This window comes from Streptomyces sp. NPDC017943 (assembly GCF_044328425.1).
Taxonomy (GTDB): Bacteria; Actinomycetota; Actinomycetes; order Streptomycetales; family Streptomycetaceae; genus Streptomyces; species Streptomyces djakartensis_A.
On sequence record NZ_JBIRHH010000006.1, the window covers coordinates 18,956 to 43,815 of the forward strand.

General features: G+C 72.9%; 16 protein-coding genes. 7 read left to right on the plus strand and 9 right to left on the minus strand.

Annotated elements, in window-relative coordinates; all coding sequences use genetic code 11:
• Nucleotide 1: 1 nt before the first annotated feature.
• Complete coding sequence (locus ACH4C6_RS20150; protein ID WP_398109960.1) at nucleotides 2-580, minus strand: GNAT family N-acetyltransferase; 579 nt, start codon at nucleotides 578-580, stop codon at nucleotides 2-4.
• A 281-nt stretch (nucleotides 581-861) separates the two neighbouring features.
• On the opposite strand from ACH4C6_RS20150, the gene secA reads away from it, so the two are divergent.
• Nucleotides 862-3,708 (plus strand): preprotein translocase subunit SecA, encoded by a 2,847-nt coding sequence (gene secA, locus ACH4C6_RS20155; RefSeq protein ID WP_398109961.1) that lies wholly within the window; start codon nucleotides 862-864, stop codon nucleotides 3,706-3,708.
• 94 nt (nucleotides 3,709-3,802) lie between these two features.
• Here secA and ACH4C6_RS20160 read toward each other — a convergent pair whose 3' ends face one another.
• The gene (locus tag ACH4C6_RS20160; protein WP_398109962.1) at nucleotides 3,803-4,651 is read right to left on the minus strand and encodes an Rv3235 family protein; all 849 of its coding nucleotides are present in this window, start codon (nucleotides 4,649-4,651) and stop codon (nucleotides 3,803-3,805) included.
• A gap of 397 nt (nucleotides 4,652-5,048) precedes the next feature.
• On the opposite strand from ACH4C6_RS20160, the gene ACH4C6_RS20165 reads away from it, so the two are divergent.
• The 4 genes from ACH4C6_RS20165 (at nucleotide 5,049) to ACH4C6_RS20180 (ending at nucleotide 13,374) form a co-directional block, all read left to right on the plus strand.
• A complete protein-coding gene (locus ACH4C6_RS20165; protein WP_398109963.1) occupies nucleotides 5,049-5,564 on the plus strand; it encodes a DUF6912 family protein in 516 nt (171 codons plus the stop codon).
• Between the two features lie 79 nt (nucleotides 5,565-5,643).
• Complete coding sequence (locus ACH4C6_RS20170) at nucleotides 5,644-6,309, plus strand: HAD family hydrolase (RefSeq protein ID WP_398109964.1); 666 nt, start codon at nucleotides 5,644-5,646, stop codon at nucleotides 6,307-6,309.
• Between the two features lie 472 nt (nucleotides 6,310-6,781).
• On the plus strand, nucleotides 6,782-11,743 hold the full coding sequence (locus tag ACH4C6_RS20175; RefSeq protein WP_398109965.1) for an NAD-glutamate dehydrogenase: 4,962 nt from the start codon (nucleotides 6,782-6,784) through the stop codon (nucleotides 11,741-11,743).
• A gap of 119 nt (nucleotides 11,744-11,862) precedes the next feature.
• A complete protein-coding gene (locus ACH4C6_RS20180) occupies nucleotides 11,863-13,374 on the plus strand; it encodes a hypothetical protein (protein WP_398110424.1) in 1,512 nt (503 codons plus the stop codon).
• Nucleotides 13,375-13,407: 33 nt separating this feature from the next.
• Here ACH4C6_RS20180 and ACH4C6_RS20185 read toward each other — a convergent pair whose 3' ends face one another.
• The 4 genes from ACH4C6_RS20185 to ACH4C6_RS20200 form a co-directional block, all read right to left on the minus strand.
• Complete coding sequence (locus ACH4C6_RS20185) at nucleotides 13,408-15,054, minus strand: glycosyltransferase family 2 protein (RefSeq protein ID WP_398109966.1); 1,647 nt, start codon at nucleotides 15,052-15,054, stop codon at nucleotides 13,408-13,410.
• Nucleotides 15,051-17,246: a CDP-glycerol glycerophosphotransferase family protein gene (locus ACH4C6_RS20190; RefSeq protein WP_398109967.1), complete on the minus strand. Its 2,196-nt coding sequence runs from the start codon at nucleotides 17,244-17,246 to the stop codon at nucleotides 15,051-15,053. The genes ACH4C6_RS20185 and ACH4C6_RS20190 overlap by 4 nt, the downstream gene beginning before the upstream one ends.
• 80 nt (nucleotides 17,247-17,326) lie before the next feature.
• A complete protein-coding gene (locus ACH4C6_RS20195; protein WP_398109968.1) occupies nucleotides 17,327-18,199 on the minus strand; it encodes an ABC transporter ATP-binding protein in 873 nt (290 codons plus the stop codon).
• A complete protein-coding gene (locus tag ACH4C6_RS20200; protein WP_398109969.1) occupies nucleotides 18,192-19,112 on the minus strand; it encodes an ABC transporter permease in 921 nt (306 codons plus the stop codon). Before ACH4C6_RS20200 ends, ACH4C6_RS20195 begins: the two co-directional genes overlap by 8 nt.
• Before the next feature lie 153 nt (nucleotides 19,113-19,265).
• Between ACH4C6_RS20200 and ACH4C6_RS20205 the strand changes: the two genes are divergently transcribed.
• On the plus strand, nucleotides 19,266-19,892 hold the full coding sequence (locus ACH4C6_RS20205; RefSeq protein WP_369196391.1) for a TetR/AcrR family transcriptional regulator: 627 nt from the start codon (nucleotides 19,266-19,268) through the stop codon (nucleotides 19,890-19,892).
• Between the two features lie 80 nt (nucleotides 19,893-19,972).
• Here ACH4C6_RS20205 and galE read toward each other — a convergent pair whose 3' ends face one another.
• Both galE and ACH4C6_RS20215 read right to left on the minus strand, forming a co-directional pair.
• Nucleotides 19,973-20,953: a UDP-glucose 4-epimerase GalE gene (galE, locus tag ACH4C6_RS20210; RefSeq protein WP_398109970.1), complete on the minus strand. Its 981-nt coding sequence runs from the start codon at nucleotides 20,951-20,953 to the stop codon at nucleotides 19,973-19,975.
• Between the two features lie 62 nt (nucleotides 20,954-21,015).
• Nucleotides 21,016-22,671: a glycosyltransferase gene (locus tag ACH4C6_RS20215; protein WP_398109971.1), complete on the minus strand. Its 1,656-nt coding sequence runs from the start codon at nucleotides 22,669-22,671 to the stop codon at nucleotides 21,016-21,018.
• 157 nt (nucleotides 22,672-22,828) lie between these two features.
• Between ACH4C6_RS20215 and ACH4C6_RS20220 the strand changes: the two genes are divergently transcribed.
• A complete protein-coding gene (locus ACH4C6_RS20220; protein ID WP_398110425.1) occupies nucleotides 22,829-24,376 on the plus strand; it encodes a hypothetical protein in 1,548 nt (515 codons plus the stop codon).
• Here ACH4C6_RS20220 and ACH4C6_RS20225 read toward each other — a convergent pair.
• Complete coding sequence (locus ACH4C6_RS20225; RefSeq protein WP_398109972.1) at nucleotides 24,306-24,821, minus strand: MarR family winged helix-turn-helix transcriptional regulator; 516 nt, start codon at nucleotides 24,819-24,821, stop codon at nucleotides 24,306-24,308. The two genes, ACH4C6_RS20220 and ACH4C6_RS20225, sit on opposite strands and share 71 nt — an antisense overlap.
• Nucleotides 24,822-24,860: the final 39 nt, after the last annotated feature.

Here is a 24,860-nt window from a genome sequence, read left to right on the forward strand (position 1 = left end):
CTCACGGCTGCGTCCGTTCCGCGGGCAGGTACGGGGCCGTGGACGGCAGACCCAGGTCGCAGGGGAGCAGGGAGCCCACCCAGGTGTCGCGGCGTACTCCCTTGTTGTTCGTGGCGGCGCGCAGCGTGCCCTCGATCGTGAAACCGGCGCGTTCCGCCACCGCGCGGGAGGCCCGGTTGCCCACCTCGGCGCGCCACTCGACGCGGTCGAGCGCGAGCTCCGTGAAGGCCCAGCGGCACACCGCGAGGGTGGCCTCGGTGATGTAGCCGCGGGAGCGGTGCCGCCGCGTTCCCCAGAAGCCGATCTCGGCCGTGCCGAGGCCGCGCATCGTGAGGCCGAGCATGCCCGCCAGCTCTCCGGAGCGCAGGAAGACGCCGAAGGTGAACATGGAACCGCCCGCCCAGCCGTCCGGGGCCATCTGCTCCGTGAAGCTGACGGCGTGTTCGCGCAGGTAGGGAGAGGGGATCGTGGTCCAGCGCCGGATGTCGGGGTCCTGGCAGGCCTCGTACACCGCGTCGGCGTCGGGAGGGCCGACCGTGCGCAGCAGGAGGCGGTCCGTGGAGAGGGTGACGGGGTCCATCGGCCGATTCTGCTCGGAGTGGGTCCGTGGGGGCCATCCCTTTGCCCGTGGTGACGTGTCGATCACGCTTCGTGCAAGTCCGCGGGGGGATGCGGCACCATCCGAGGGCCCCGGGCGTTGTCCTTGATGGAACACACGTGAATCAGATTGGAAGCAGCGGACGGTAGCCGTCACGGCAGGCCCTCCCGGCGCGGCGGGGTCCTCGCATACGATGGCCGTTGCTCAGTACGTCAAGTGGTAACCAACCGTCCCAGGCCCGACCGGCAAGGAGACCAACCCCCGTGTCCGTCCTCTCGAAGATCATGCGTGCAGGCGAAGGCAAGATCCTGCGCAAGCTGCACCGCATCGCGGACCAGGTCAACTCCATCGAAGAGGACTTCGTCGACCTCTCCGACGCCGAGCTGAGGGCCCTCACCGATGAGTACAAGCAGCGGTACGCCGACGGTGAGAGCCTGGACGACCTGCTGCCCGAGGCCTTCGCCACCGTCCGCGAGGCCGCCAAGCGCGTCCTCGGCCAGCGTCACTACGACGTGCAGATGATGGGCGGCGCGGCCCTGCACATGGGGTACGTGGCCGAGATGAAGACCGGTGAGGGCAAGACCCTCGTCGGCACGCTGCCGGCGTACCTGAACGCGCTGTCCGGCGAGGGCGTCCACATCATCACGGTCAACGACTACCTGGCCGAGCGCGACTCCGAGATGATGGGCCGCGTCCACCGCTTCCTGGGTCTGAGTGTCGGCTGCATCCTCGCCAACATGACGCCGGCCCAGCGCCGCGAGCAGTACGCCTGCGACATCACCTACGGCACGAACAACGAGTTCGGCTTCGACTACCTGCGCGACAACATGGCGTGGTCCCAGGACGAGCTCGTCCAGCGCGGCCACAACTTCGCCATCGTCGACGAGGTTGACTCCATCCTCATCGACGAGGCCCGGACGCCGCTGATCATCTCCGGCCCGGCCGACCAGGCCACGAAGTGGTACGGCGACTTCGCCAAGCTGGTCAAGCGCCTCAAGCGCGGCGAGGCCGGCCAGCCCCTCAAGGGCATCGAGGAGACCGGCGACTACGACGTCGACGAGAAGAAGCGCACGGTCGCCATCCACGAGTCCGGCGTCGCCAAGGTCGAGGACTGGCTGGGCATCGACAACCTCTACGAGTCGGTGAACACCCCGCTGGTCGGCTACTTGAACAACGCCATCAAGGCGAAGGAACTGTTCAAGAAGGACAAGGACTACGTCATCATCGACGACGAGGTCATGATCGTCGACGAGCACACCGGACGTATCCTCGCCGGCCGCCGCTACAACGAGGGCATGCACCAGGCGATCGAGGCGAAGGAAGGGGTGCCGATCAAGGACGAGAACCAGACGCTCGCCACGATCACGCTCCAGAACTTCTTCCGCCTCTACAAGCGCCACGACCACAGCGGCAAGGAGCAGCCGGGTCTGTGCGGCATGACCGGTACGGCCATGACGGAGGCCGCCGAGTTCCACCAGATCTACAAGCTCGGCGTGGTGCCGATCCCGACCAACCGGCCGATGGTCCGCAAGGACCAGTCGGACCTGATCTACCGGACCGAGGTCGCCAAGTTCGAGGCGGTCGTCGACGACATCGAGGAGAAGCACCGCAAGGGCCAGCCGATCCTCGTCGGCACCACCTCCGTCGAGAAGTCCGAGTACCTCTCGCAGCAGCTCAGCAAGCGCGGCATCCAGCACGAGGTGCTCAACGCCAAGCAGCACGACCGGGAGGCGACGATCGTCGCCCAGGCCGGCCGCAAGGGCGCGGTCACGGTGGCCACGAACATGGCCGGCCGCGGTACGGACATCAAGCTCGGCGGCAACCCCGAGGACCTCGCCGAGGCCGAGCTGCGCCAGCGCGGTCTGGACCCCGAGGAGCACATCGAGGAGTGGGCGCAGGCCCTGCCCGAGGCGCTCGAGCGGGCCGAGAAGGCCGTCAAGGCCGAGAAGGACGAGGTCGAGAAGCTCGGCGGCCTCTACGTGCTCGGCACCGAGCGGCACGAGTCGCGGCGCATCGACAACCAGCTGCGCGGTCGTTCCGGCCGTCAGGGCGACCCCGGCGAGTCCCGGTTCTACCTCTCCCTCGGTGACGACCTGATGCGGCTGTTCAAGGCGCAGATGGTCGAGCGCGTGATGTCGATGGCGAACGTCCCGGACGACGTGCCGATCGAGAACAAGATGGTCACGCGCGCGATCGCCTCCGCGCAGTCGCAGGTCGAGCAGCAGAACTTCGAGACCCGCAAGAACGTCCTGAAGTACGACGAGGTCCTCAACCGTCAGCGCGAGGTCATCTACGGCGAGCGGCGCCGCGTCCTGGAGGGCGAGGATCTGCACGAGCAGGTCCAGCACTTCATGGACGACACCATCGACGCCTACGTCCAGGCCGAGACCGCCGAGGGCTTCCCGGAGGACTGGGACCTGGACCGGCTGTGGGGCGCGTTCAAGCAGCTCTACCCGTGCAGCGTCACGGTGGAGGAGCTGGAGGAGGCGGCCGGCGACCGCGCCGGGCTGACGGCCGAGTTCATCGGCGACTCCATCAAGGACGACATCCACGAGCAGTACCAGGCGCGGGAGACGCAGCTCGGCTCCGAGATCATGCGCGAGCTGGAGCGCCGGGTCGTGCTGTCGGTCCTCGACCGCAAGTGGCGCGAGCACCTCTACGAGATGGACTACCTCCAGGAGGGCATCGGCCTGCGCGCGATGGCGCAGAAGGACCCGCTGGTGGAGTACCAGCGCGAGGGCTTCGACATGTTCACCGCGATGATGGAGGGCATCAAGGAGGAGTCCATCGGCTACCTGTTCAACCTGGAGGTCCAGGTCGAGCAGCAGGTCGAGGAGGTCCCGGTCGAGGACGCCAAGCCGGTGGCCGACCTGGAGAAGCAGGACGCGGTGCCGGCGCAGGCCGGTTCGCGGCCGGAGATCCGCGCCAAGGGGCTCGACGTCCCGCAGCGGCGCAACCTCCACTTCTCCGCGCCGACGGTCGACGGCGAGGGCGGCACGATCGAGGGCGACTTCACCGAGGACGGCGAGCCGGTGCGCTCCGCCGCCGACGGTCTCACCCGTGCGGAGCGGCGCAAGCAGGCGAAGGGCCGGGGCCGCCGCAAGAAGTGACCGACACGGCAGCGCCGTGACGGTCCGACGGGCCGGACACCCCTGGGTGTCCGGCCCGTCGCCATGCCCGGGCCGGAGCGGACCCAGGGGCCCGTCAGTCCGTGGCGGTGCGGGGCGGGCGGGGGCCGCCGAGTTCGACCGCCGTGCAGCGCCAGCGCAGGTCCTGGCCGAGTTCGAGGCGGAAGGCCATCGCGCGCAGCCGGTCGCCGGCGCCGATGCGGGCGAAGGCCTCGATGGCCCCCGGGCGGGGCTCGCAGTAGCCGATGTCCCGCACGACCGGCCGGGCGCCGCGGGTGCGCAGCGGGCCGCGCTCGGCCAGCCAGGCCAGTTCGTCGTAGGCGCGGCCACGGGTGTGGCGGAGCATCGAGTGGACGGGGCGGTGGCCGCTCAGCACGGCGAGGAGCAGGTCGGCGAAGCGGTCGGTGGGAAGCGGGTGGGGGACCGGCCGACGAGGCGTCCGGGACGGCACACGGGGTGTGGCGGGCAGCGGGACCGGGGTCTGGGTGGCTCCTCCCGGGGACGCCTCCGCGAAGGGCGTGTGCGTCCCCGTCGGAACGGGCGCGGTGCCCCGCTGCGCCCCGGCGACGGCACGCGAGGGGGTGCGGCGGGTGCCGGAGGGAGTGGGCGGGCGGGTGTCGCCGGGGCGCGTGTGCGGACGCTTGCCGCGCGCGGAGGCAGGGGGCCGGCCCCCGGCAGCGGTCGTCCGGGTGGCGCCGCCGCCGGGGCTGCGGGGCGGGGCGGTGCCGGCGGAGGTGCGGGGCTGCTGGTCGGTGCGGGCAGGGGGCGTGCGGATGGTGCCGCCGCCGGGGCTGCGGGGTGGGGTGGTGGTGTCGGAGGTGCGGGTTCGGAGGCCGGCTTCCCGGTTGCCCGGAGGGGGTGTGGCGGGTCCTGCGGTGGGTGGTGTGACGGCCGGGCGCCAGGCCCTGGTCATGACCTTGTACATGGGGGTCCCCGTTCGCGGGCCCGGTGGGTACCGGGGAGTAACTTCGTGGTCGGTGATCTTGTACGGGCTGTGCGAAGCCCACGGCAAGGCGACCGGTACACGTGTCGAGGACCCCGGCGGGTTCACTTATCCGGGTGGTGTCCGAGGTGTGGAGCCCGCCGCCATGGGGCCGACGGGGGTGAATCCCGGGAGCGGGGTGGACGCCGCCGGCGTCACGGGGCGGGACTCGAAAGGGGACACCGCGCACGTATCCTGAGGGCCGTCCAGGTCTCCCCGGCACCCGCGGCGGGTACCTGGCACCGAAGCCGGCCCGCACGGCCCGTCCAGGGCCGACCCGCCCCCCCGCAGACCCCACCACCGACCGACCCTCCGACCCCCACCAGGAAAGCGGCCAGCCATGCGTGTCTACGTGCCCCTGACCCTCCCCGCCCTCGCCGAGGCGCACACGACGGGCGAGCTGGGAGGCGGGCCGTTCGTCGCCTACGCCGTGACGCCCGCACTGCGCGAGTGGTACCTCTCCGACGACATCGAGGAGCTGGAGTACGCCGCGCTGAGCCGGGCCGCCCTGGCCTCGCTGCGCCTGCTGGCCGCCGACCCGCAGGCGCCGCGGCGCCGGGTCGTGGTCGCCGTGGACGTCGCCGACCGGGCCGCGACCACCCACCCCGGCCGGGGGCTCGACCCCGCGGCACTCGGCGAGGTGCGGGTCGCGGGGGCGGTCCCGCTGGCGAAGGCGGCGGCGGTGCACGTCGACGCGGCGGACGCGGAAGCGGGCGTGGCGGCGGCGGCCGACGCCCTGCCGGCGGCGGACGGCGGGGACGACGACGCCCAGTTCGTCGTGGACGGGGCGGAGGACCACGAGCTGCTCTGGTTCGCCACCCAGGAGATCCCGAACCTGGTGGGGCGCGGGGACTGAGCCGACCGGGCTCCCGTCCGCCGGGGGCGCTTCGCGGCCCGATCTCCTGTTTGTCAGTGGGGCCGGGTACGTTTTGGGCATGGGGACGAAGACGGGCGGGCACATCGTCTGGGACTGGAACGGCACGCTGTTCCACGACATCGACGCGATCATCGGGGCGACGAACGCGGCCTTCGCCGAGCTGGGGCTGGAGCCGCTGACGCTGGAGAAGTACCGGGAGCTGTACTGCGTCCCGGTGCCGAAGTTCTACGAGCGGCTGATGGGGCGGCTGCCGACCGATGCCGAGTGGCTGGTCATGGACGACATCTTCCACCGGTACTACGCGGAGCACCGGGTGGCGTGCGAGCTGACCGTGGGGGCGGTGGAGCTGCTGGCCGGATGGCGGTCGGCCGGGCGCAGCCAGTCGATCCTGAGCATGTATGTGCACGAGGAGCTCGTGCCGCTGGTGCGCGGATTCGGCATCGAGCCGCACTTCATACGGGTGGACGGCCGCACCGGGCCGTCCGGGGGCAGCAAGGCCGAGCACATGGTGCGCCACCTGAGGTCGCTCGGCGGCGTGGACCCCGAGCGCACGGTGGTGATCGGCGACGCCGCGGACGACGCGGTGGCCGCGCTGCACGTCGGGGCGAGAGCGGTGCTGTACACGGGGGGTTCGCACAGCCGGGCGAGTCTGGAATCCGTAGGGGTGCCTGTGGTGGACACCTTGGAGGAGGCCGTCGCCGAGGCGGAGCGGCTGGCGGCCTAGCGGAAGGCCCGGCACGGGCCGGCGGCCTGCGGGAAAGCGCCCCGACTGTGCAGAACGTCAAAGTTCACGGCCTGCTTTTGTACACATACGGCTCATGACGGGGGCCCTGTGGAGAGCGATAGCCTTGGTGGCGTGATCAGCGCGATAGCTCGCGGGGACATCGTCGTCCCTGCCCTGCGCCCGGAGAGCACGGACGACATCCGTGTCCGGGCGGCGGTCGCTGGTCTTTGCGGGCGGGACGGGGCGTCGAGGACGCCCGGGACGCCGAGCACCTCCCGGGTCCGGGCGTCGCACCGAGCGGCGTCACACCGGTGGAGCAGCTCAAGAATGGCTCAGACACCCCCGCTCATCTCATCTTGCGGCATACCGTCGGATCAGACCGGATACCCCGTGTCACGACGTGAGGTCGTAAGCGCAGAGGCCGTACTTCCTTCTACGTCACGCAACGGCGCGCGACAGGAGCCAGAGGACAATGCAGACCAAGCTGGACGAAGCCAAGGCCGAGTTGCTCGAGAGGGCCACCCGGGTAGCTGAGAACAGCCCGGTCGGGGGGCACCTACCGACCGGGTCGACGGGCGAGGAGACTCCAGACGCCCCGCACGCCCCGGACCGCGAGTCCCTGCTCACGTTCCTCCAGCGTTACTACCTGCACACGGCCCCGGAGGACCTCACCGACCGCGACCCGGTCGACGTCTTCGGCGCGGCCGTGTCGCACTACCGTCTGGCGGAGAACCGCCCCCAGGGCACGGCCAACGTGCGGGTGCACACGCCCACCGTCGAGGAGAACGGGTGGACCTGCAGCCACTCGGTCGTGGAGGTCGTCACCGACGACATGCCCTTCCTCGTCGACTCCGTCACCAACGAGCTGACCCGGCAGGGACGCGGGATCCACGTCGTCATCCACCCCCAGTTCGTGGTGCGGCGCGATGTCACCGGCAAGCTGATCGAGGTCCTGCCCACGCCCGCCACCGGCGCCTTCGACCTCCCGCACGACGCGCACGTCGAGTCCTGGATCCACGTCGAGATCGACCGCGAGACCGACCGCGCCGATCTGAAGCAGATCACCGCGGACCTGCTGCGCGTGCTGTCCGACGCCCGCGAGGCCGTCGAGGACTGGGGCAAGATGCGGGACGCGGCCATCCGGCTGGCGGAGGGGCTGCCGGACGAGCCCATCCCCGGCGACCTGCCCGGCCCGCAGGTGGAGGAGGCCCGCGAGCTGCTGCGCTGGCTGGCCGACGACCACTTCACGTTCCTCGGCTACCGCGAGTACCAGCTGCGCGACGACGACTCCCTGGCCGCCGTCCCCGGCACCGGGCTCGGCATACTGCGCGCGGACCCGCAGCACGCCGCCGAGGAGAGCCACCCGGTCAGCCCGTCCTTCGAGCGGCTGCCCGCCGACGCCCGGGCCAAGGCACGCGAGCACAAGCTGCTCGTGCTGACCAAGGCGAACAGCCGCTCGACCGTGCACCGGCCGTCGTACCTGGACTACATCGGCGTCAAGAAGTTCGACGCCGAGGGCAACGTCGTCGGTGAGCGCCGGTTCCTCGGACTGTTCTCCTCCGCGGCCTACACCGAGTCCGTGCGCCGCGTGCCGGTCATCCGGCGCAAGGTCGAGGAGGTCCTCAAGCAGGCCGGGTTCTCGCCCAACAGCCACGACGGGCGCGACCTGCTGCAGATCCTGGAGACCTACCCGCGCGACGAGCTGTTCCAGACGCCGGTCGACGAGCTGCGCGCCATCGTCACCTCCGTGCTGTACCTCCAGGAGCGCCGCCGGCTGCGGCTCTACCTGCGTCAGGACGAGTACGGGCGCTACTACTCCGCCCTCGTCTACCTCCCGCGCGACCGCTACACCACGGCCGTGCGCCTGCGGATCATCGAGATCCTTAAGGAGGAGCTCGGCGGCATCAGCGTCGACTTCACGGCGTGGAACACCGAGTCGATCCTGTCCCGGCTGCACTTCGTGGTACGGGTGCCGCAGGGCACCGAACTGCCGCAGCTGTCCGACTCCGACAAGGAGCGCATCGAGGCCCGGCTGATGGAGGCCGCCCGCTCCTGGGAGGACGCCTTCGCCGAGGCGCTCAACGCCGAGCTGGGCGAGGAGCACGCGGCCGAGGCCATGCGCCGCTACGCGCACGCCTTCCCCGAGGGCTACAAGGCCGACCACAACCCGCGTGCCGCGGTCGCCGACCTGGTCCACCTGGAGCAGCTGAACACCGAGGCGGGCGAGGACTTCGCGCTCAGCCTGTACGAGCCGGTGGGCGCCGCGCCCGAGGAGCGGCGCTTCAAGATCTACCGCACGGGCGACGCGATCTCCCTGTCGGCCGTGCTGCCGGTCCTCAACCGGCTCGGCGTCGAGGTCGTCGACGAGCGGCCCTACGAGCTGCGCTGCTCGGACCGCAGCGTCGCCTGGATCTACGACTTCGGCCTGCGCATGCCCCGCGCACAGAACGGCGGCGGGGACTACCTCGGGGACGACGCCCGCGAGCGGTTCCAGGACGCCTTCGCCGCCACCTGGACCGGCAAGGCCGAGAACGACGGCTTCAACGCGCTCGTGCTGAGCGCCGGGCTGACCTGGCGCCAGGCCGTGGTGCTGCGCGCGTACGCCAAGTACCTGCGCCAGGCCGCGTCGACGTTCAGCCAGGACTACATGGAGGACACCCTCCGCAACAACGTCCACACCACCCGGCTGCTCGTCTCCCTGTTCGAGGCGCGGATGTCGCCGGACCGGCAGCGGGCGGGCCACGAGATCGTGGACGCGCTGCTGGAGGAGGTCGACGCGGCGCTCGACCAGGTCGCGAGCCTCGACGAGGACCGGATCCTCAGGTCCTTCCTCACGGTCATCAAGGCGACCCTGCGGACCAACTTCTTCCAGGAGGCCGCGGGCGGGCACCCGCACGACTACGTCTCCATGAAGTTCGACCCGCAGGCCATCCCCGACCTGCCGGCGCCGCGCCCCGCGTTCGAGATCTGGGTGTACTCGCCGCGCGTGGAGGGCGTGCACCTGCGCTTCGGCAAGGTCGCCCGCGGTGGCCTGCGCTGGTCCGACCGGCGGGAGGACTTCCGCACGGAGATCCTCGGCCTGGTCAAGGCGCAGATGGTCAAGAACACGGTCATCGTGCCGGTCGGCGCCAAGGGCGGCTTCGTCGCCAAGCAGCTGCCCGACCCGAGCGTGGACCGCGACGCGTGGATGGCCGAGGGCATCGCCAGCTACAGGACGTTCATCTCGGCCCTGCTCGACATCACCGACAACATGGTGGCCGGCGACGTCGTCCCGCCCGCCGACGTCGTCCGGCACGACGAGGACGACACCTACCTCGTCGTCGCCGCCGACAAGGGCACCGCGACCTTCTCCGACATCGCCAACGAGGTCGCCGAGAAGTACAACTTCTGGCTCGGCGACGCCTTCGCCTCCGGCGGCTCCGCCGGCTACGACCACAAGGGCATGGGCATCACCGCCCGCGGCGCCTGGGAGTCCGTCAAGCGGCACTTCCGGGAGCTGGGCGTGGACACCCAGAGCCAGGACTTCACGGTCGTCGGCATCGGCGACATGTCCGGTGACGTGTTCGGCAACGGCATGCTGCTCTCCGAGCACATCCGGCTGGTGGCCGCCTTCGACCACCGGCACATCTTCATCGACCCCAGCCCGGACGCCGCCACCTCCTACGCCGAGCGCCGCCGCCTGTTCGAGCTGCCCCGCTCCAGCTGGGAGGACTACAACACCGAGCTGCTGTCGCCCGGCGGCGGCATCTTCCCGCGCACGGCCAAGGCGATCCCGGTCAACGCGCAGATCCGCGAGGCTCTCGGCATCGAGGCCAAGGTCACCAAGCTGACCCCGGCCGACCTGATGAAGGCGATCCTCCAGGCCCCGGTCGACCTGCTGTGGAACGGCGGCATCGGCACGTACGTCAAGTCCTCGACCGAGTCCAACGCCGACGTCGGGGACAAGGCCAACGACGCCATCCGCGTCGACGGCCAGGACCTGCGCGTCAAGGTCGTCGGCGAGGGCGGCAACCTGGGCCTGACCCAGCTCGGCCGGATCGAGTTCGCGCTGCAGGGCGGCCGGATCAACACCGACGCCATCGACAACAGCGCGGGCGTGGACACCTCCGACCACGAGGTGAACATCAAGATCCTGCTCAACGGCCTGGTCCGGGACGGCGACATGACCGTCAAGCAGCGCAACAAGCTGCTCGCCGAGATGACCGACGAGGTCGGCCGCCTGGTGCTGCGCAACAACTACGCGCAGAACACCGCGATCGCCAACGCCCTCGCCCAGTCCGGCGCCATGCTCCACGCCCAGCAGCGCTTCATGAAGCACCTGGTGCGCGAGGGGCACCTCGACCGGGCGCTGGAGTTCCTGCCCACCGACCGGCAGATCCGCGAGCGGCTCGCCCAGGGCCAGGGTCTGACGGGGCCGGAGACGGCCGTGCTGATGGCGTACACGAAGATCACGGTCGCCGAGGAGCTGCTGCACACCTCGCTGCCGGACGACCCGTACCTCAGCACGCTGCTGCACGCCTACTTCCCGACGAAGCTGCGCGAGCAGTTCCCCGAGCACCTGGTCGGCCACCCGCTGCGCCGTGAGATCACCACGACGGTCCTGGTGAACGACACGGTCAACACGGGCGGCACGACCTACCTGCACCGGCTGCGCGAGGAGACGGGCGCGTCGCTGGAGGAGATCGTGCGGGCGCAGACCGCGGCGCGGGCGATCTTCCGCCAGTACCCGGTGTGGGACGCGGTCGAGTCCCTCGACAACAAGGTCGAGGCCGAGGTCCAGACCCGCATCCGGCTGCACTCGCGGCGTCTGGTGGAGCGCGGCACCCGCTGGCTGCTCAACAACCGCCCGCAGCCGCTCCAGCTGGCCGACACGGTCGACTTCTTCGCGGACCGCGTCGAGCAGGTCTGGGGGCAGCTGCCGAAGCTGCTGCGCGGCGCCGACCTGGAGTGGTACCAGAAGATCTACGACGAGCTGTCCGGCGCGGGCGTGCCGGACGAGCTGGCCACGCGCGTGGCGGGCTTCTCCTCCGCCTTCCCGACGCTGGACATCGTCTCGGTCGCGGACCGCATGGGCCGGGAGCCGATGGACGTCGCCGAGGTCTACTACGACCTGGCCGACCGGCTGCGCATCACCCAGCTCATGGACCGCATCATCGAGCTGCCCCGCGCCGACCGCTGGCAGTCCATGGCCCGCGCGGCGATCCGCGAGGACCTGTACGCGGCGCACGCGGCGCTGACCGCCGACGTCCTGGCCGTCGGCGACGGCACCTCGACGCCGGAGCAGCGCTACAAGGCGTGGGAGCAGAAGAACGCGGCGATCCTCGGACGTGCCCGCAGCACGCTGGAGGAGATCCAGAGCTCCGACGCGTTCGACCTCGCCAACCTGTCGGTGGCGATGCGCACGATGAGGACGCTGCTGCGCACGCACTCCTAGCGCACACGGCGTGACGAAGCGCCCCGGGCCGCGACCGGCCCGGGGCGCTTCGTTCTCGCTGCGCCCGGGCGGTTCGAGTGGAGGACCGGCCGGATCCGGCCGAGGCTGGGTGCGTGACCGTGAACGCGTCCCCGGGGCGGGCCTCCGCTCCCGCCACGCCGGCCCCGCGCGCCGCGTCCGGACCGGCCGTCCTCGCCGTCCGGGCCGCCGCCGCCCTGGTGGTCGTGCTGCTGGTCCTGGTGATCCTCCGGCTGCCCTGGGCGGGCGACCTCGGCATGCACGCGGCGACGGTCCAGCGCCTGCGGCACAGCCTGGTCGCCCCGGGCGATCCGCTGGTCGACGCGGACGTGCCGAGCCCGTACTACTCGCCGTGGACGGTCGTCCTCGGCTGCCTGGCCCGGGTGAGCGGCCTGTCAGTCTTCGTGGTGCTGCGGCTGGCGGCGTTCACCGCGCTCGGGCTGCTGCTGACCGGGGTGTGGCGGTACGTGCGCACGCTGAGCGGCCGTCCCGCCGCACCCGCCCTGGCCCTGCTGAGCCTGCTGCTCCTGTGGGGCACGTCGGTGTTCACCTGGAGCGGCTTCCACGGGCTCGACTCGCTGGCGCTGACGGTGTCGTACCCGAGCGTGTTCACCCTGGGGCTGGCCTTCCACCTGTGGGCGTGGCTGGGGCGGGCGGTGCGCGGTGACGCGGGGACGGGGACGTGGCTCGGGCTCGGGGCGCTGGGGGCGGTGATCCTGCTGTGCCATCAGTTCATGGGCGTGGTGGCGTCGCTGGGGGCGATCGCCACGGTGGTGGCCGCCCGGCCCGGGCGCCGGGTGTGGCCGCGGCTCGGTGCGGGAGCCGTGACCGGGCTCGGGGTGCTGCTGGTGTGGCCGTACTACGACGTCCTCGCGCTGCTCGGGTCGGGCGGCGGGCTGGAGGCGGTGCACCGGCCGCTGTACGACGACCTGCCGGGGCGCTACTGGCTGGTGCTGCTCGGGGTGGTGGCGCTCGGGGCGCGGTGGCGGCGGGACCGGTGGGACGCGCTGGTGCTGTTCTTCGTCCTGGGGACGGCCGTCGTGGCGGCGGGCGGGCTGAGTGGGCACTACTCCTGGGGGCGGGCTCTGCCGGCGGTGCTGATCCCGGCTCAGCTCGCCGCGGCGCTGGAGGTGCTGGAGGCCGGGCGGCGCGCACTGCGGGCCGGGTGGGCGTGCGTGCTGGGCGCGGCGCTGGTGCTCGGCGCGTGGACGCAGGCCGGGGCGCTCGGCCATGTCGTCGACCCGCACGACCTGCCGGCCGCCGTCGCCGAGAAGTACCGGCGGCCCTGGGCGGGCTACCACTGGCTGACGCCGTGGGTGCGCTACGGGGACGTGGTGATGGCCCACCCGGGACGCCCGGCCCGGCAGATCCCGGCGTACGGGGCGTACACGGTCGCACCCGGGTACCCCGACGTCTTCCTGCCCGACGAGGCGGCGCGGGAGCGGGCGGTACGGCGCTGGTTCGCCCCGGGGACGCCCGGCGAGGAGCGCGCGCGGATCCTGCGCATGTACGGGGTGCGGTGGGTCGTGGCGGGGGCGGGCGCGGGGCAGCCCGGGCTGAGGGAGGTGACCCGGGGGCCGGAGGGGCAGGTCCTCTACCGGGTGCTGCGGTGAGCGGCACGGCCCCGGAGCGCGCGGGGCGTGCGGCTACTTCAGCGCGCTCGCGATCAGGCGCGCCGCCCGCTTCACCCGCGGCCGGGCCACCTTGCGCACGGCCGGCCCGATCAGCCTCGCCGTGACACCCGTCGGCTCCCAGCGCACCTGCAGGCGGCCCGGGCCGTGGCCCTCCGGCTCGACGGTCAGCACGTGGGAGGGCACGCGGGTCGTCAGCGTCGGGAAGTCGAGCGGGGCGAGGAGCAGGCCGGTGTTGGCCAGGCCCTGGTGGTGCAGGCGGAGCAGGGGATGGCGCACACCCGCGAAGCCCTGGAGGGGCAGGACGGCCGCCGCCAGGTCGAGGTGGACGTGCCCCTCGAAGACGCCGGGCCTGACGGGGGACAGCCGGAAGGGGACGCTGAGGCGTCGGCCGCCCGGGGCGATGAGCAGGGTCGCGCGCTGCGGCCCGACCGGCAGGCGCAGCGCCGGGTCGTAGGTGCGGACCGCCAGGTCGATCGAGGCGCCCGGGCCCCGGGTGATCTCCGTGATCTCGTGGCGGAACTGGGCGCCGGTGAACGGCCGGGTCTCCAGCTCCAGGTCGCCGAGGTCCAGTTCGCGGCGTGCCCACTCCGTCGCCGGCACCTCCTCGCCCCAGTAGGTGCGGCCCTCGGCGTCCGTCGCGATGTGCCGGGGGGCGACACCGTGGCCCAGGCCCCGGGACGCCAGCCGGGCGTCGGCCAGCCGTCCGTCCCGGATGAGCTGGACGACCACCCGCTCGGCGCGCGGAAGGCGCGCGTACGCGCCGGGGGCGAGCGTGTCGAGGTACGTCGTGACGAGACCGGCGAAGGACGCGAGCCAGTCGTCGTCCCGGTAGGGCAGGTCACCGGCGTACATGCGGAAGTCGTGCTTGAGGAACTTGTGGTCCTTGGCCTCCCGCAGCGACTCGTGCCCGCTCTCGGCCAGGAACGCGTCGATGAGGTGCTGGACGTGGATGCGGTCGCGGACGTTGGCGAGCTTGTGCCGCTGGTTGGATATCGAGGCCGCCTCCGACGCCGCGAAGGGCGCCACGTACCAGCGGTAGACCGGCTCCGGGACGACGGTGAAGCTCTTGGCCAGGCAGTACGCCTGCGCCGAGAACAGCTGGTCCTCGTAGTGGATGCCCTCGGGGAAGCGCAGGCCGTGCCGGTCGAGGAAGGCCCGGGCGTACATCTTGCTGGTCGACAGGTGCTCGAAGAACAGGCGCGGGTCGGACTCGATGCCGTCCAGGGTGCGCCGCTCGGCGACCAGATGGGGCATCCAGGTCGAGCGGCGGCCGCTGTCCACGCGGATCCGTTCCACCGCGCCCATGGCGAAGTCGATCTCGCGTTCGCGGTGCGCCGCGAGCAGCAGGGCGACGGCGTCGGGGGGCAGTTCGTCGTCGCTGTCCAGGAACATCACGTAGGGGGCGCGCGCGATGTCCAGGGCGCGGTTGCGGGGGGCGCTGCACCCTCCGCTGTTGCGCTCCAGGCGCAGGTAGCGGACCCGGGGGTCGCGGGCCTGGAGCTGTCGTGCCACGAACGGGGTGCCGTCGGTCGAGTGGTCGTCGCTGATGACGATCTCGACGTTCGCGTGGGTCTGCCGGCGCACCGAGTCGACGGCCCGGGTGAGGCGTTCGGCGTCGTTGTAGACGATGACCGTCACGGTGACGTCGGGGGTGCTCATGCGGTCGCCTCCTGCGGGCTCGGGGCCGGGGTGCGTTCCTCGACGGGCAGGACCGGGGGCAGGTCCCGCTCGTCCTGGCCGAGGAAGACCCGGCGCACGACGCGTTCGGCGGCGCGTCCGTCGTCGTACTCGCAGAACCGGCGGCGGAAGACGGCCCGGGTCTTCGCCGCGTTCTCGTCGTGCCAGGCGTCGCCGGCCAGGACGTCCGCCAGCTCGCGCTGGGTGCGCGCCACCGGGCCGGGCGCCTCGGCCATGAGGTCGAAGTAGACGCCGCGGGTGGTGCGGTAGGTCTCCCAGTCGTCGGCGTACACGACGATCGGCCGGTCGAGGTTGGCGTAGTCGAACATGATCGACGAGTAGTCCGTGACGAGGGCGTCCGCCGCCAGGCACAGGTCCTCGACCGGGTCGTAGGAGGAGACGTCGATGATGCGGCCCGTGCGGCGCAGGTTGGTCAGCGGGGAGGCGGCGCCGCCGTAGAAGTAGTGGCCGCGCACCAGCAGGACCGTGTCCTCGCCGAGGCGGTCCGCGAGGGCGGCGAGGTCCAGCCGGGGTGTCCAGCCGGCCTCGTAGTCGCGGTGGGTGGGCGCGTAGAGCACTGCCCGGCGGCCCGGGGTGATGCCCAGGCGGTCACGGACCGCGCGGATCTCGGCGGCGCCCGCGGTGTAGTACACGTCGTTGCGCGGATAGCCGTGGTCCAGGGAGACGTAGCGCGAGGGGTAGGCGCGCTCCCACATGCGGGTGGTGTGGCTGTTGGCGGAGAGGCTGTAGTCCCACTTGTCGATGCGCTCCAGCAGCGCCTTGAAGTCCAGGCCCTGGGCGGCGGCCGGGAACGCCATCTGATCCAGGCCCATGCGCTTCAGCGGGGTGCCGTGGTGGGTCTGGAGGTGGATCGCGTCCGGGCGCTTGACCACCGCGTTGGGGAAGTTGACGTTGTTGACCAGGTATCCGGCGCTCGCCAGCACCTCCCAGTAGCGGCGGGTGCCGGGCACGACGTGGTCGGTGCCGGGCGGGAGGAGGGCCGCGTTCTCGGCGGTCACCACCCACACCGGGTGGATCTGCGGGGCGAGTTCGGCGAGCTTGGCGGCGATCGCGGCGGGGTTGCAGGCCACGCCGCGGTTCCAGTAGGCCGCGAACACCGCCAGGCCGGGATCGACGGGGCGGCCGAGCGCCCGGCGGTACTGGTGGTTGCGGAGCCGGGCGCCGACCTGGCGCTTGCGGGTGCGCACGGCGGACCGGGCCGTGCGCCGGGTGCGGTTGACGGTCTGGAAGGCCCGGTACCTGGTGTACGCGTCCTCCTCCAGCAGGGAGCGGCGCACGCCCTCCAGGCCGCCCGGGCGGCGGTGGTTCTCGGGGCGGTGGCGCACGGCGGCCAGGGACGCGCGGTGGAAGAACTCCCGGGCGACCTCCTCCGCCATGCCGCCGCGGGCGAAGGTGCGCAGGCAGTCGCGGACCATGACGTCGTACAGGACGGTGTGCGCGGCGCGGCGGCCCCGGGTGAGGCCGAGGAGGGACTCGTAGCGGGCGACGAGGCCGTAGCGCTGTTCGGGTGTGACCGGGGGGAGGCTCGCCGGACGCAGTCTGCGGTCCTCGTAGGCGACGTGCGGCAGGCAGGCGACGCGGCCGGCCAGCAGCAGGGCGGCCAGGGCGGCGTACGGCTCGTCGTCGGTGGCGAACCGCTGCTCGTGCTCCCGGTAGAACTCCGCGCGCAGCACCCGGGTGCCGAGCAGCGGGGTCAGCCGCAGCAGGGGCGCGCAGTCGTCGAGGGCCACGTCGGCGCGGCCCGCCCGGGCCAGCAGCGGGCCGTCCGGGGAGGGCAGTCCGGAGGTGTGCCAGGTGCTGCGCAGATGGTCCAGGAGCAGGACGTCGACCTCGCCGGGGAGTTCGGCGACCCGCTCGGCGACGGTGCGCGGGGTGCCGGCGGGCAGGCCGTCCTTGGCGTGCACGAAGTGCAGCCAGCGTCCCGACGCCCGGGCCGCGCCGGCCGCCCGGGCCGCCGCGTCGCCGGTGCCGGCCGGCAGCGGCACCACCTGGATGTCCGGGGCGTGCCGCTCGGCCGTCTCCCGGGCCCAGTCGCCCACCGCGGCCACGATCAGCTCGGCGTCGGGCAGGGGGTGGGCGGCCAGCGAGTCGAGCAGCTCCGTCAGATGGCCCTGCACGTTCGGTCCGTGCACGACGACGCTGAGCTCGGCCATCACCGGACCCCCTTCTCACAGACACGCCGTACTCGGTCATGGTGTCATCAATGCGACAAAATGACCGAGCGGGTTGCGCCTCACGAGGGAACGGCGGCCCCGGCCCCGGGTCCGGCTGCCGGTTCGGGCCCGGGCTTGGGCTTGGCCTTGGGCCGGGGCTTGGCGGGCTTCTCCCCGGTGAACGCCTCGTACTCCTTGAGCACGTCCTCCGTGGGTCCGTCCATGCGCAGCTCGCCGCGCTCCAGCCACAGCACGCGGTCGCAGGTGTCGCGGATGGACTTGTTGTTGTGGCTGACCAGGAACACCGTGCCCGCGTGCCGGCGCAGCTCGCGGATGCGCTGCTCGGAGCGCTTCTGGAAGGACCGGTCGCCGGTGGCCAGCGCCTCGTCGATCAGCAGCACGTCGTGGTCCTTGGCGGCGGCGATGGAGAACCGCAGCCGGGCGGCCATGCCGGAGGAGTACGTCCGCATCGGCAGCGTGATGAAGTCGCCCTTGTCGTTGATGCCGGAGAAGTCGACGATCTCCTGGTAGCGCTCCCTGATCTGCTCGCGGGACATGCCCATGGCCAGCCCGCCGAGGTGCACGTTGCGCTCGCCCGTCAGGTCGTTCATCAGGGCCGCGTTGACGCCGAGCAGGGAGGGCTGGCCGTCGGTGTGGATGCGGCCGTTCTCCACCGGCAGCAGCCCGGCGATTGCCTTCAGCAGGGTCGACTTGCCCGAGCCGTTGGTGCCGATCAGGCCGATGGCCTCGCCCCGGTACGCGACGAAGGACACGTTCCGCACGGCGTGAACGCGGCGCACGCCCGAGGCCTTCTCGGTCTGCCTGCGGCGCACGATGCGGTTGAGGGCGGCGGTCGCGCTGCCGCGTCCGGCGCCGGTGCCGTTGACGCGGTAGACGATGTCGACGCCGTCGGCGACGACGGTGGGGATCTTCTCGCTCGGGTGCTCAGCCACGGCCGTACGTCTCCTCAGCCTTCCAGAAGTAGATGAAGCCACCGACGCCCGCGACCAGCGCCCAGCCCGCGGCGATCGCCCACACGTGGGCGGGCAGCCGGTCCGCGTGGAAGCTGTCGATCAGGGCGAAGCGCATCAGGTCGATGTAGACCGCGGCCGGGTTGGCCTCCAGCAGGACGGTCACCACCCGCGGCAGGCTGTCCTTGTCCGCCAGCTGGTCGATGCTCCACATGACGCCCGAGACGTACATCCAGGTGCGCAGCACGAACGGCATCAGCTGGGCGATGTCGGGGGTCTTGGCCCCCATCCGGGCCACGACCATGGAGACGCCCGCGTTGAACGTGAACTGAAGGAACAGCGCCGGCACCGCCAGCAGCCAGGACATGCCGACCGGCACGCCGAAGCAGAGCAGGATGACCACCAGGGCGGCCATCGAGAACAGCAGCTGCTGCAACTGCTGGAGGCAGAACGACAGCGGCAGCGCAGCGCGCGGGAAGTGCAGGGCCCGCACCAGACCGAGGTTGCCGGAGATGGCGCGGGTGCCCGCCATGATCGAGCTCTGCGTGAACGTCCACACGAACACGCCCGTGACCAGGAACGGGACGTAGTCCGGCACGCCGTGCTTGGTGCCGAGCAGGACGCCGAAGATGAAGTAGTAGACCGCCGCGTTGAGCAGCGGGGTCATCACCTGCCAGACCTGGCCGAGCTTCGCCTGGCTGTACTGGGCGGTGAGCTTGGCGGTGGCGAACGCGGTGATGAAGTGCCGGCGGGCCCACAGCTGCCGGACGTACGCGGGCAGGGAGGGGCGTGCGCCGCTGACCGCGAGGCCGTGCCGCGCGGCGAGCGCGGCGAGGTCGTCGTCGGCCGGGGCGGGGGCCGGCGCCGGGGGCGGGGTGTGGAGGACCTGGCTCACATCCGCTGCCTTCGTGTGGAGGGGGAGGGGACCTTCTTACCGGTCTCTTCCCGACGTCCTACGTCGGGACGGGACCGTTTCGTCGTGACGGGAGCGTACGTCCGGCCGACGTCGGAACGCAACCGTTTCGTCGTGACGCCCTATGCTGTCCGCATGACGACGAAGCCCGACGAGCCACAGCAGCCGCCGCGCCGCCGGGCCCCCGCGGGGGCCGCCGTCCTGCGCGAGGACGTGACGGAGGCGATCCGCTCCGCCGTGCACGAGGAACTCGCGGCCGTCGGCTACGCGCGGATGTCCATCGAGGGGATCGCCCGCCGGGCGGGCGTGGGCAAGACGGCGGTGTACCGCCGCTGGCGCTCCAAGCTGCACCTGGTGCTCGACATCGTCTCGGCGCTCGCGGTGCAGGGCCTGCCCGCGCCGGACACCGGCTCCCTGGAGGGCGATCTGCGGCTGCTGTACGAGGTGACGTCCCGGGCCCTGCGCCACCCGGTCGCCTCGCAGATCATCCCCGACCTCCAGGCCGAGGCCGCCCGCAACCCGGACATCGCCGAGGCGCTGCAGAAGGCCCTGCGCGAGGGCCAGGACGGGGTCGCCACCGGCATCGTCACGGCGGCGCAGCGCCGCGGCGAGCTGAGCGAGGGCCTCGACCGCGACCTGGCCCTCGACCTGATCTCGGGCCCCCTGTACTGGCGGTCGGTGGTGATCCGCGCCCCGAAGCCCCCGAAGGGGTACCTGGAGGCCCTGACCCGGGCGACGGCGGCGGCGCTGCGGGCGCTGTAGCCCGGGACACCCCCGCCCCACCGGGCCCGAGGGGCCGGCGGGCGAGGGCTCGGGCATGCCCGCCCGGCGGGCGGTCGCGGTCAGGGCCGTGCGGCCTCCGGGTGCAGCCGCACCCAGCCCTGCCACGCCGAGGTGACCATGTCCCGGACGTCGTGCCGGGCCTTCCAGCCCAGTTCGGCGGCCGCCCGGTCGGCGGAGGCGACGACGCGGGCGGGGTCGCCCGGGCGGCGGGGCGCGACCTCGGGCGGCAGGTCGTGGCCGGTCACCGCGTGGACGACGTCGATCATCTCGCGCACCGACACCCCCTCGCCGCGGCCGATGTTCAGCGTGAGGGAACCGCCGGGGGACGCGCGCAGGGCGCGGGCCGCGGCGACGTGGGCCTCGGCCAGGTCGACGACGTGGATGTAGTCGCGCACACAGGTGCCGTCGGGGGTGGGGTAGTCGTCACCGAAGACGCGCGGCGGCGCGTGCCGCGTGAGCCTCTCGAACACCATGGGCACGAGGTTGGACACGCCGACGTCCGCGAGGCCGGGGGCCGCCGCGCCCGCCACGTTGAAGTACCGCAGGCACGCGGTCGACAGCCCGGTCGCCCGGCCCGTGGCCCGCACCAGCCACTCCCCGGCGAGCTTCGTCTCGCCGTACGGCGACAGCGGCGCGCACGGCGTCTCCTCCGTGACCAGGTCCACGTCCGGCATGCCGTACACGGCCGCCGAGGAGGAGAAGACGAACGCCCCGGCCCCGGCCTCCGTCACCGCGTCGAGCAGGACGCGCAGGCCCTCGACGTTCTCCCGGTAGTAGCGCAGCGGCTGGGCGACCGACTCGCCCACCTGCTTCTTGGCCGCGAGGTGGACCACGCCGGTCACCTCGTGGTCCGCGAGGGCGCGGGCGACGCGCTCGCCGTCCAGCGTGGAGCCCACGACCAGCGGCACGCCGTCCGGCACGCGCTCGGCGATGCCCGTGGACAGGTCGTCGTAGACCACCGCCCGTTCCCCCGCCGCGGTCATCGCCCGTACGACGTGTGCGCCGATGTAGCCGGCGCCGCCGGTGATCAACCAGGTCATTGCGGCCGTCCCCTCGTCAGTTGGCCCGTGGCGGTGCTGTGCCGGTGCGTCGTCGTGGTCTCTCAGTGAAGCAGCCGGCGCACCCTTCCGCGGACGACCGAGAGCACCCCGCGGACGCCGGGCGCCACCCGCAGCGCCAGCGCACCGGAGTGGGTGGCGTAGGGCTGTACGAGTACCACGCCGCGCCGGGCGCTGGGGACGGCGCGGCGGCGCAGGAGTCCGGCGCCCGTGAGGGCGTGCGCCGTGACGTCCCGGGTCGCGCCGTCGCGGAAGCGGATGCGCAGGCGCAGGTCCCAGGTCCCGGCGCCGAACGCGGCGAGGGCGGACAGGTCGACGGCGGTCTCGGCCGTCCAGCCGCCGTCCCGGTCCGGCCCGGAGGGCTGCGGGCCGGGCACGAGGTCCGCCGTGCCGCCCGGGACGAGCAGGTCCCCGGCGTCCCGGTGCAGCCACTCCACCTCCGCGCTCAGCGGCCCCGCCTCGGCCACCCGCCCGTACAGCTCGTGCAGGCGCAGCCGCAGCCCGGTCCCGCGCGCCCGGGGCCGCAGCGCCGCGTCGACGGCCAGCGGCAGCGCGCGCACCGGCCGGTTCAGCAGCGGTTCGAGGGAGACCTGCGGCAGGTCGGCGGACCACACGGGCGTGCCGTCGGCGGCACGGGCGTACGGCGGGCGCAGCCGGGCCGGCCGGGCCGCGAGCTCCCGCAGCCGGGGCAGGTCGCGCGGCTCCGGGCCGGCCAGGACGACCCGCCCGGCCAGTGCGCCCGGGGCGGCCGGGTTGCGGGCCCAGTCGTCGGCGTCGTACCCGGCCAGGTGCTCCCGGGTGAGGTCCCACCACGCACGCCGGTACGCGGCGTCGCGCAGCCCCAGTTCCCGCAGGTACATCCGCAGGTCGTGGTCGAGGAACTTGGCGCGTGCCGCCCGCGCGAGCTCCTTCTGCCCCGCGCCCAGCAGGATCTCGTACGCCTGCCGGCACGCCTCCGTGCGGGCCCGCCAGTTGACGATCCCGGCCCGGTCCAGGGAGATCGACAGCCGCTCGGCGGACCGGCGCACGTGCCAGACGTAGACCCGGTCCGGGATCAGGGCGATGCGGGGGGCCGCGGCCAGCACGCGCGCGGTGAACACCACGTCCTCGTACGGGAAGCGGCCCTCGGGGAAGCGGATGCCGTGCTCGCGCAGGAAGGCGGTGCGGTAGAGCTTGTTGACGCAGAGCGTGTCGTGCACCAGCCGCGGCCGCCGGGCGGGGTGCGGCACGGCGGAGTGCAGGGCGTACAGGCGCGGCTGCCAGGGCACTTCGCGGCCCGAGGGCAGTTCCCGGCGGACGCACAGGCCGCTCGCCACCTCCGCGTGCGCACCGGTGGCCGCCTCCAGCAGCGCGTCCGCCGCGCCGGGCGGCAGCACGTCGTCGCTGTCCAGGAACATCACGTACGGCGAGGTCACCGCGTCGAGCCCGGTGTTGCGGGGGGTGCCGCAGCCGCCGCTGTTGACCCGGCGGCGGATGACCCGCAGCCGGGGTTCGGAGGCGGCGAGCCGCTCCAGCAGGCCGGCGCTGCCGTCCGTCGAGCAGTCGTCGACGGCCACCACCTCGCGCACGGCCCGGCCCTGGGCGAGCGCCGAGCGCACGGCGTCGGTCACATGGGCGGCGTCGTCGTAGCCGATGACGACGACGGCGATCTCGGCGAGCGGTGCGTCGGCAGTACTGCCGGTGTCCCTGTGGGCGTTCATCACGGCGGATCGTAAGCCGGGCGAATGACATGAAAGTGGTAACACACCATTGAACGCCTGCAAAGAGGAGGTAACGCCACAGAATCGGCGGGTGACGAGCGGACAGTCGACGGGGAGCGGCCGGTTCGGCGGGGGCGCGGCGGCCGTGGCGGTGCCCATGGCCGTGATGCTCGCGATGGGCTCGTGGGGCCTGGACCGCGGCGGCATGTGGGGCGACGAGAGCGTCACCTTCCAGGTCGCGCGGCGCACGGTGCCGCAGATCTGGCGGCTGCTGCACGACGTGGACGCCGTGCACGGCCTGTACTACCTGTGCATGCACGTGGTCCTGGCCGTCCACCCGGACGAGGTCGTCCTGCGCCTGCCGTCGGTGTGCGCGGCGACCGTCACGGCCGGACTGGTCGCGGCCCTCGGCGTGCGCCTGTCCGGACCGCGGCTCGGCCTCCTGGCCGGGCTGGTGTACGCCCTTACCCCGATGACCGGCCACTACGCCCAGGAGGGCCGCTCCTACGCGCTGGTCGCGGCCGGTGTGGCGGGGGCGACCCTGCTGCTGGTGCGGGCCGCGGACGGGCCGGGTGCCCGGGCCTGGTGGCCGTACGGCGTGGTCATGGGGGCGACGTGCGTGCTGCACGAGCTGGCGGTCCTGGCGCTGTGCGCGCACGCGGCGACGCTGGCCTGGCTGCGGGTGCCGCGGGGGGTGTGGCGCGGCTGGCGGCGGGCGGCCGGCGCGGTGGCGGTGCTCCTGCTGCCGCTGGTGTGGGTGTCGCAGGGGCAGTCCGGCCAGGTGGCGTGGCTGGTCGCGCCCGGCTGGGACCGGGTGGAGCGGCTCGCCCGGAACGTCGCCCCGGGGCCGGAGGGCGTGGTGTTCTGGGCCTCGCTGCTGCTGATGGCCCTGGGCCTGCGCGAACGGCGGACCGCGGCGGTCGCGCTACCGCTGCTGCTGGTGCCGCCCGGCCTGCTGATGACGGTCTCGCAGGTGCGCCCGCTCTACCACGACCGCTACGTGCTCTACGCGCTGGCCGGGGCGTCGCTGCTGGTGGCGGCCGGGGCCGTGCGGGTGGCCGGGGCGCTGGGGCGGGTGCGGTTCGACGGGCGGCGGGTGCGGCTCGGCCGCCGTCGGGTGCGCGCCGCGGTCGGGCTCTGCGGCGCCCTCGCGCTCACCGCCGGCTTCCTCGCCCAGCTCCCCGTGCACCGTCAGGACCGCACGGCCGCGCACCGCCCGGACAACCTCGCCGTGGTCTCCGCGCTCGCCGTCCGGCGGGTGCGTCCCGGCGACCCGGTGCTGTTCGTGCCGTCGGTGGGCCGGCTCGCGGCGCTGGCCTACCCGAAGGGCTTCCGGCGGGTGCGGGACATCGCGCTGGCGGAGTCGGCGCCCCGGTCGGGAACGCTGTGGGGCAGGGAGGCGACACCCGCCCGGCTGCGGCAGCGGCTGGCCGGGGTGGACCGCGTCTGGGTGGTGACCGAGCGGGACGCACCGGCCGCGCACCGGCCCCCGGCCGACCCGGTCGAGCGCACCAAGCTGGCCGTGCTCGCCGCGGAGTTCACCGTCCGCGAGGAGCACACCGAGGCCGAGGTGGTGCTGCGCCTGCACGTCCGGCGGCGGCCCGCCGAGGTGCCCGGTGTGCCGCCGGGCGCCGCTACGAGCGCTCGTCTGCCGGCGGGGCGGCCGGCGGCTGGGCGAGGGCGGCCGCGTCGAGCGCGGTGGTGAGCTCGTCCAGGGACGCGCGCAGGGCGCGGATCCCCTCGGCGTCGAAACCGGTCGAGGTGGCGATCCGGCGCGGCACCTGAAGCGCCCGCGCGCGCAGCGCGACGCCCTCGGCGGTCAGCCGCACCACCACCGACCGCTCGTCGCGGGCGCTGCGCTCGCGGACCACGAGGCCGGCCGCCTCCAGCCGCTTGAGCAGCGGCGACAGTGTGCCGGAGTCCAGCCGCAGGTGTTCGCCGAGCTTCTTCACGGGCAGCTCGTCGTGCTCCCACAGGACCAGCATCACCAGGTACTGCGGGTAGGTGAGCCCGAGGTCCTTGAGGATCACGCGGTAGACGCCGTTGAAGGCGCGCGAGGCCGCGTGCAGGGAGAAGCAGATCTGCTGGTCCAGGCGGAGCCAGTCGTCGTCCGGCGTGTTCATGCTTCCAGGGTAGCTCGGGCCCACCATTCAATTGCGCACAACTTAATTGTGTGCTCTAATTCTGGG

Excerpts from the sequence above, each read along its gene's own strand:
- ACH4C6_RS20150 (WP_398109960.1), bottom strand. The coding sequence starts at position 580 with ATGGACCCCGTCACCCTCTCCACGGACCGCCTCCTGCTGCGCACGGTC.
- ACH4C6_RS20225 (WP_398109972.1), bottom strand. The coding sequence starts at position 24,821 with ATGGTGGGCCCGAGCTACCCTGGAAGCATGAACACGCCGGACGACGAC.
- ACH4C6_RS20215 (WP_398109971.1), bottom strand. The coding sequence starts at position 22,671 with ATGAACGCCCACAGGGACACCGGCAGTACTGCCGACGCACCGCTCGCC.
- ACH4C6_RS20190 (WP_398109967.1), bottom strand. The coding sequence starts at position 17,246 with ATGGCCGAGCTCAGCGTCGTCGTGCACGGACCGAACGTGCAGGGCCAT.
- ACH4C6_RS20170 (WP_398109964.1), top strand. The coding sequence starts at position 5,644 with ATGGGGACGAAGACGGGCGGGCACATCGTCTGGGACTGGAACGGCACG.
- galE (WP_398109970.1), bottom strand. The coding sequence starts at position 20,953 with ATGACCTGGTTGATCACCGGCGGCGCCGGCTACATCGGCGCACACGTC.
- ACH4C6_RS20220 (WP_398110425.1), top strand. The coding sequence starts at position 22,829 with ATGGCCGTGATGCTCGCGATGGGCTCGTGGGGCCTGGACCGCGGCGGC.
- ACH4C6_RS20165 (WP_398109963.1), top strand. The coding sequence starts at position 5,049 with ATGCGTGTCTACGTGCCCCTGACCCTCCCCGCCCTCGCCGAGGCGCAC.
- ACH4C6_RS20175 (WP_398109965.1), top strand. The coding sequence starts at position 6,782 with ATGCAGACCAAGCTGGACGAAGCCAAGGCCGAGTTGCTCGAGAGGGCC.
- ACH4C6_RS20160 (WP_398109962.1), bottom strand. The coding sequence starts at position 4,651 with ATGTACAAGGTCATGACCAGGGCCTGGCGCCCGGCCGTCACACCACCC.
- ACH4C6_RS20185 (WP_398109966.1), bottom strand. The coding sequence starts at position 15,054 with ATGAGCACCCCCGACGTCACCGTGACGGTCATCGTCTACAACGACGCC.
- ACH4C6_RS20205 (WP_369196391.1), top strand. The coding sequence starts at position 19,266 with ATGACGACGAAGCCCGACGAGCCACAGCAGCCGCCGCGCCGCCGGGCC.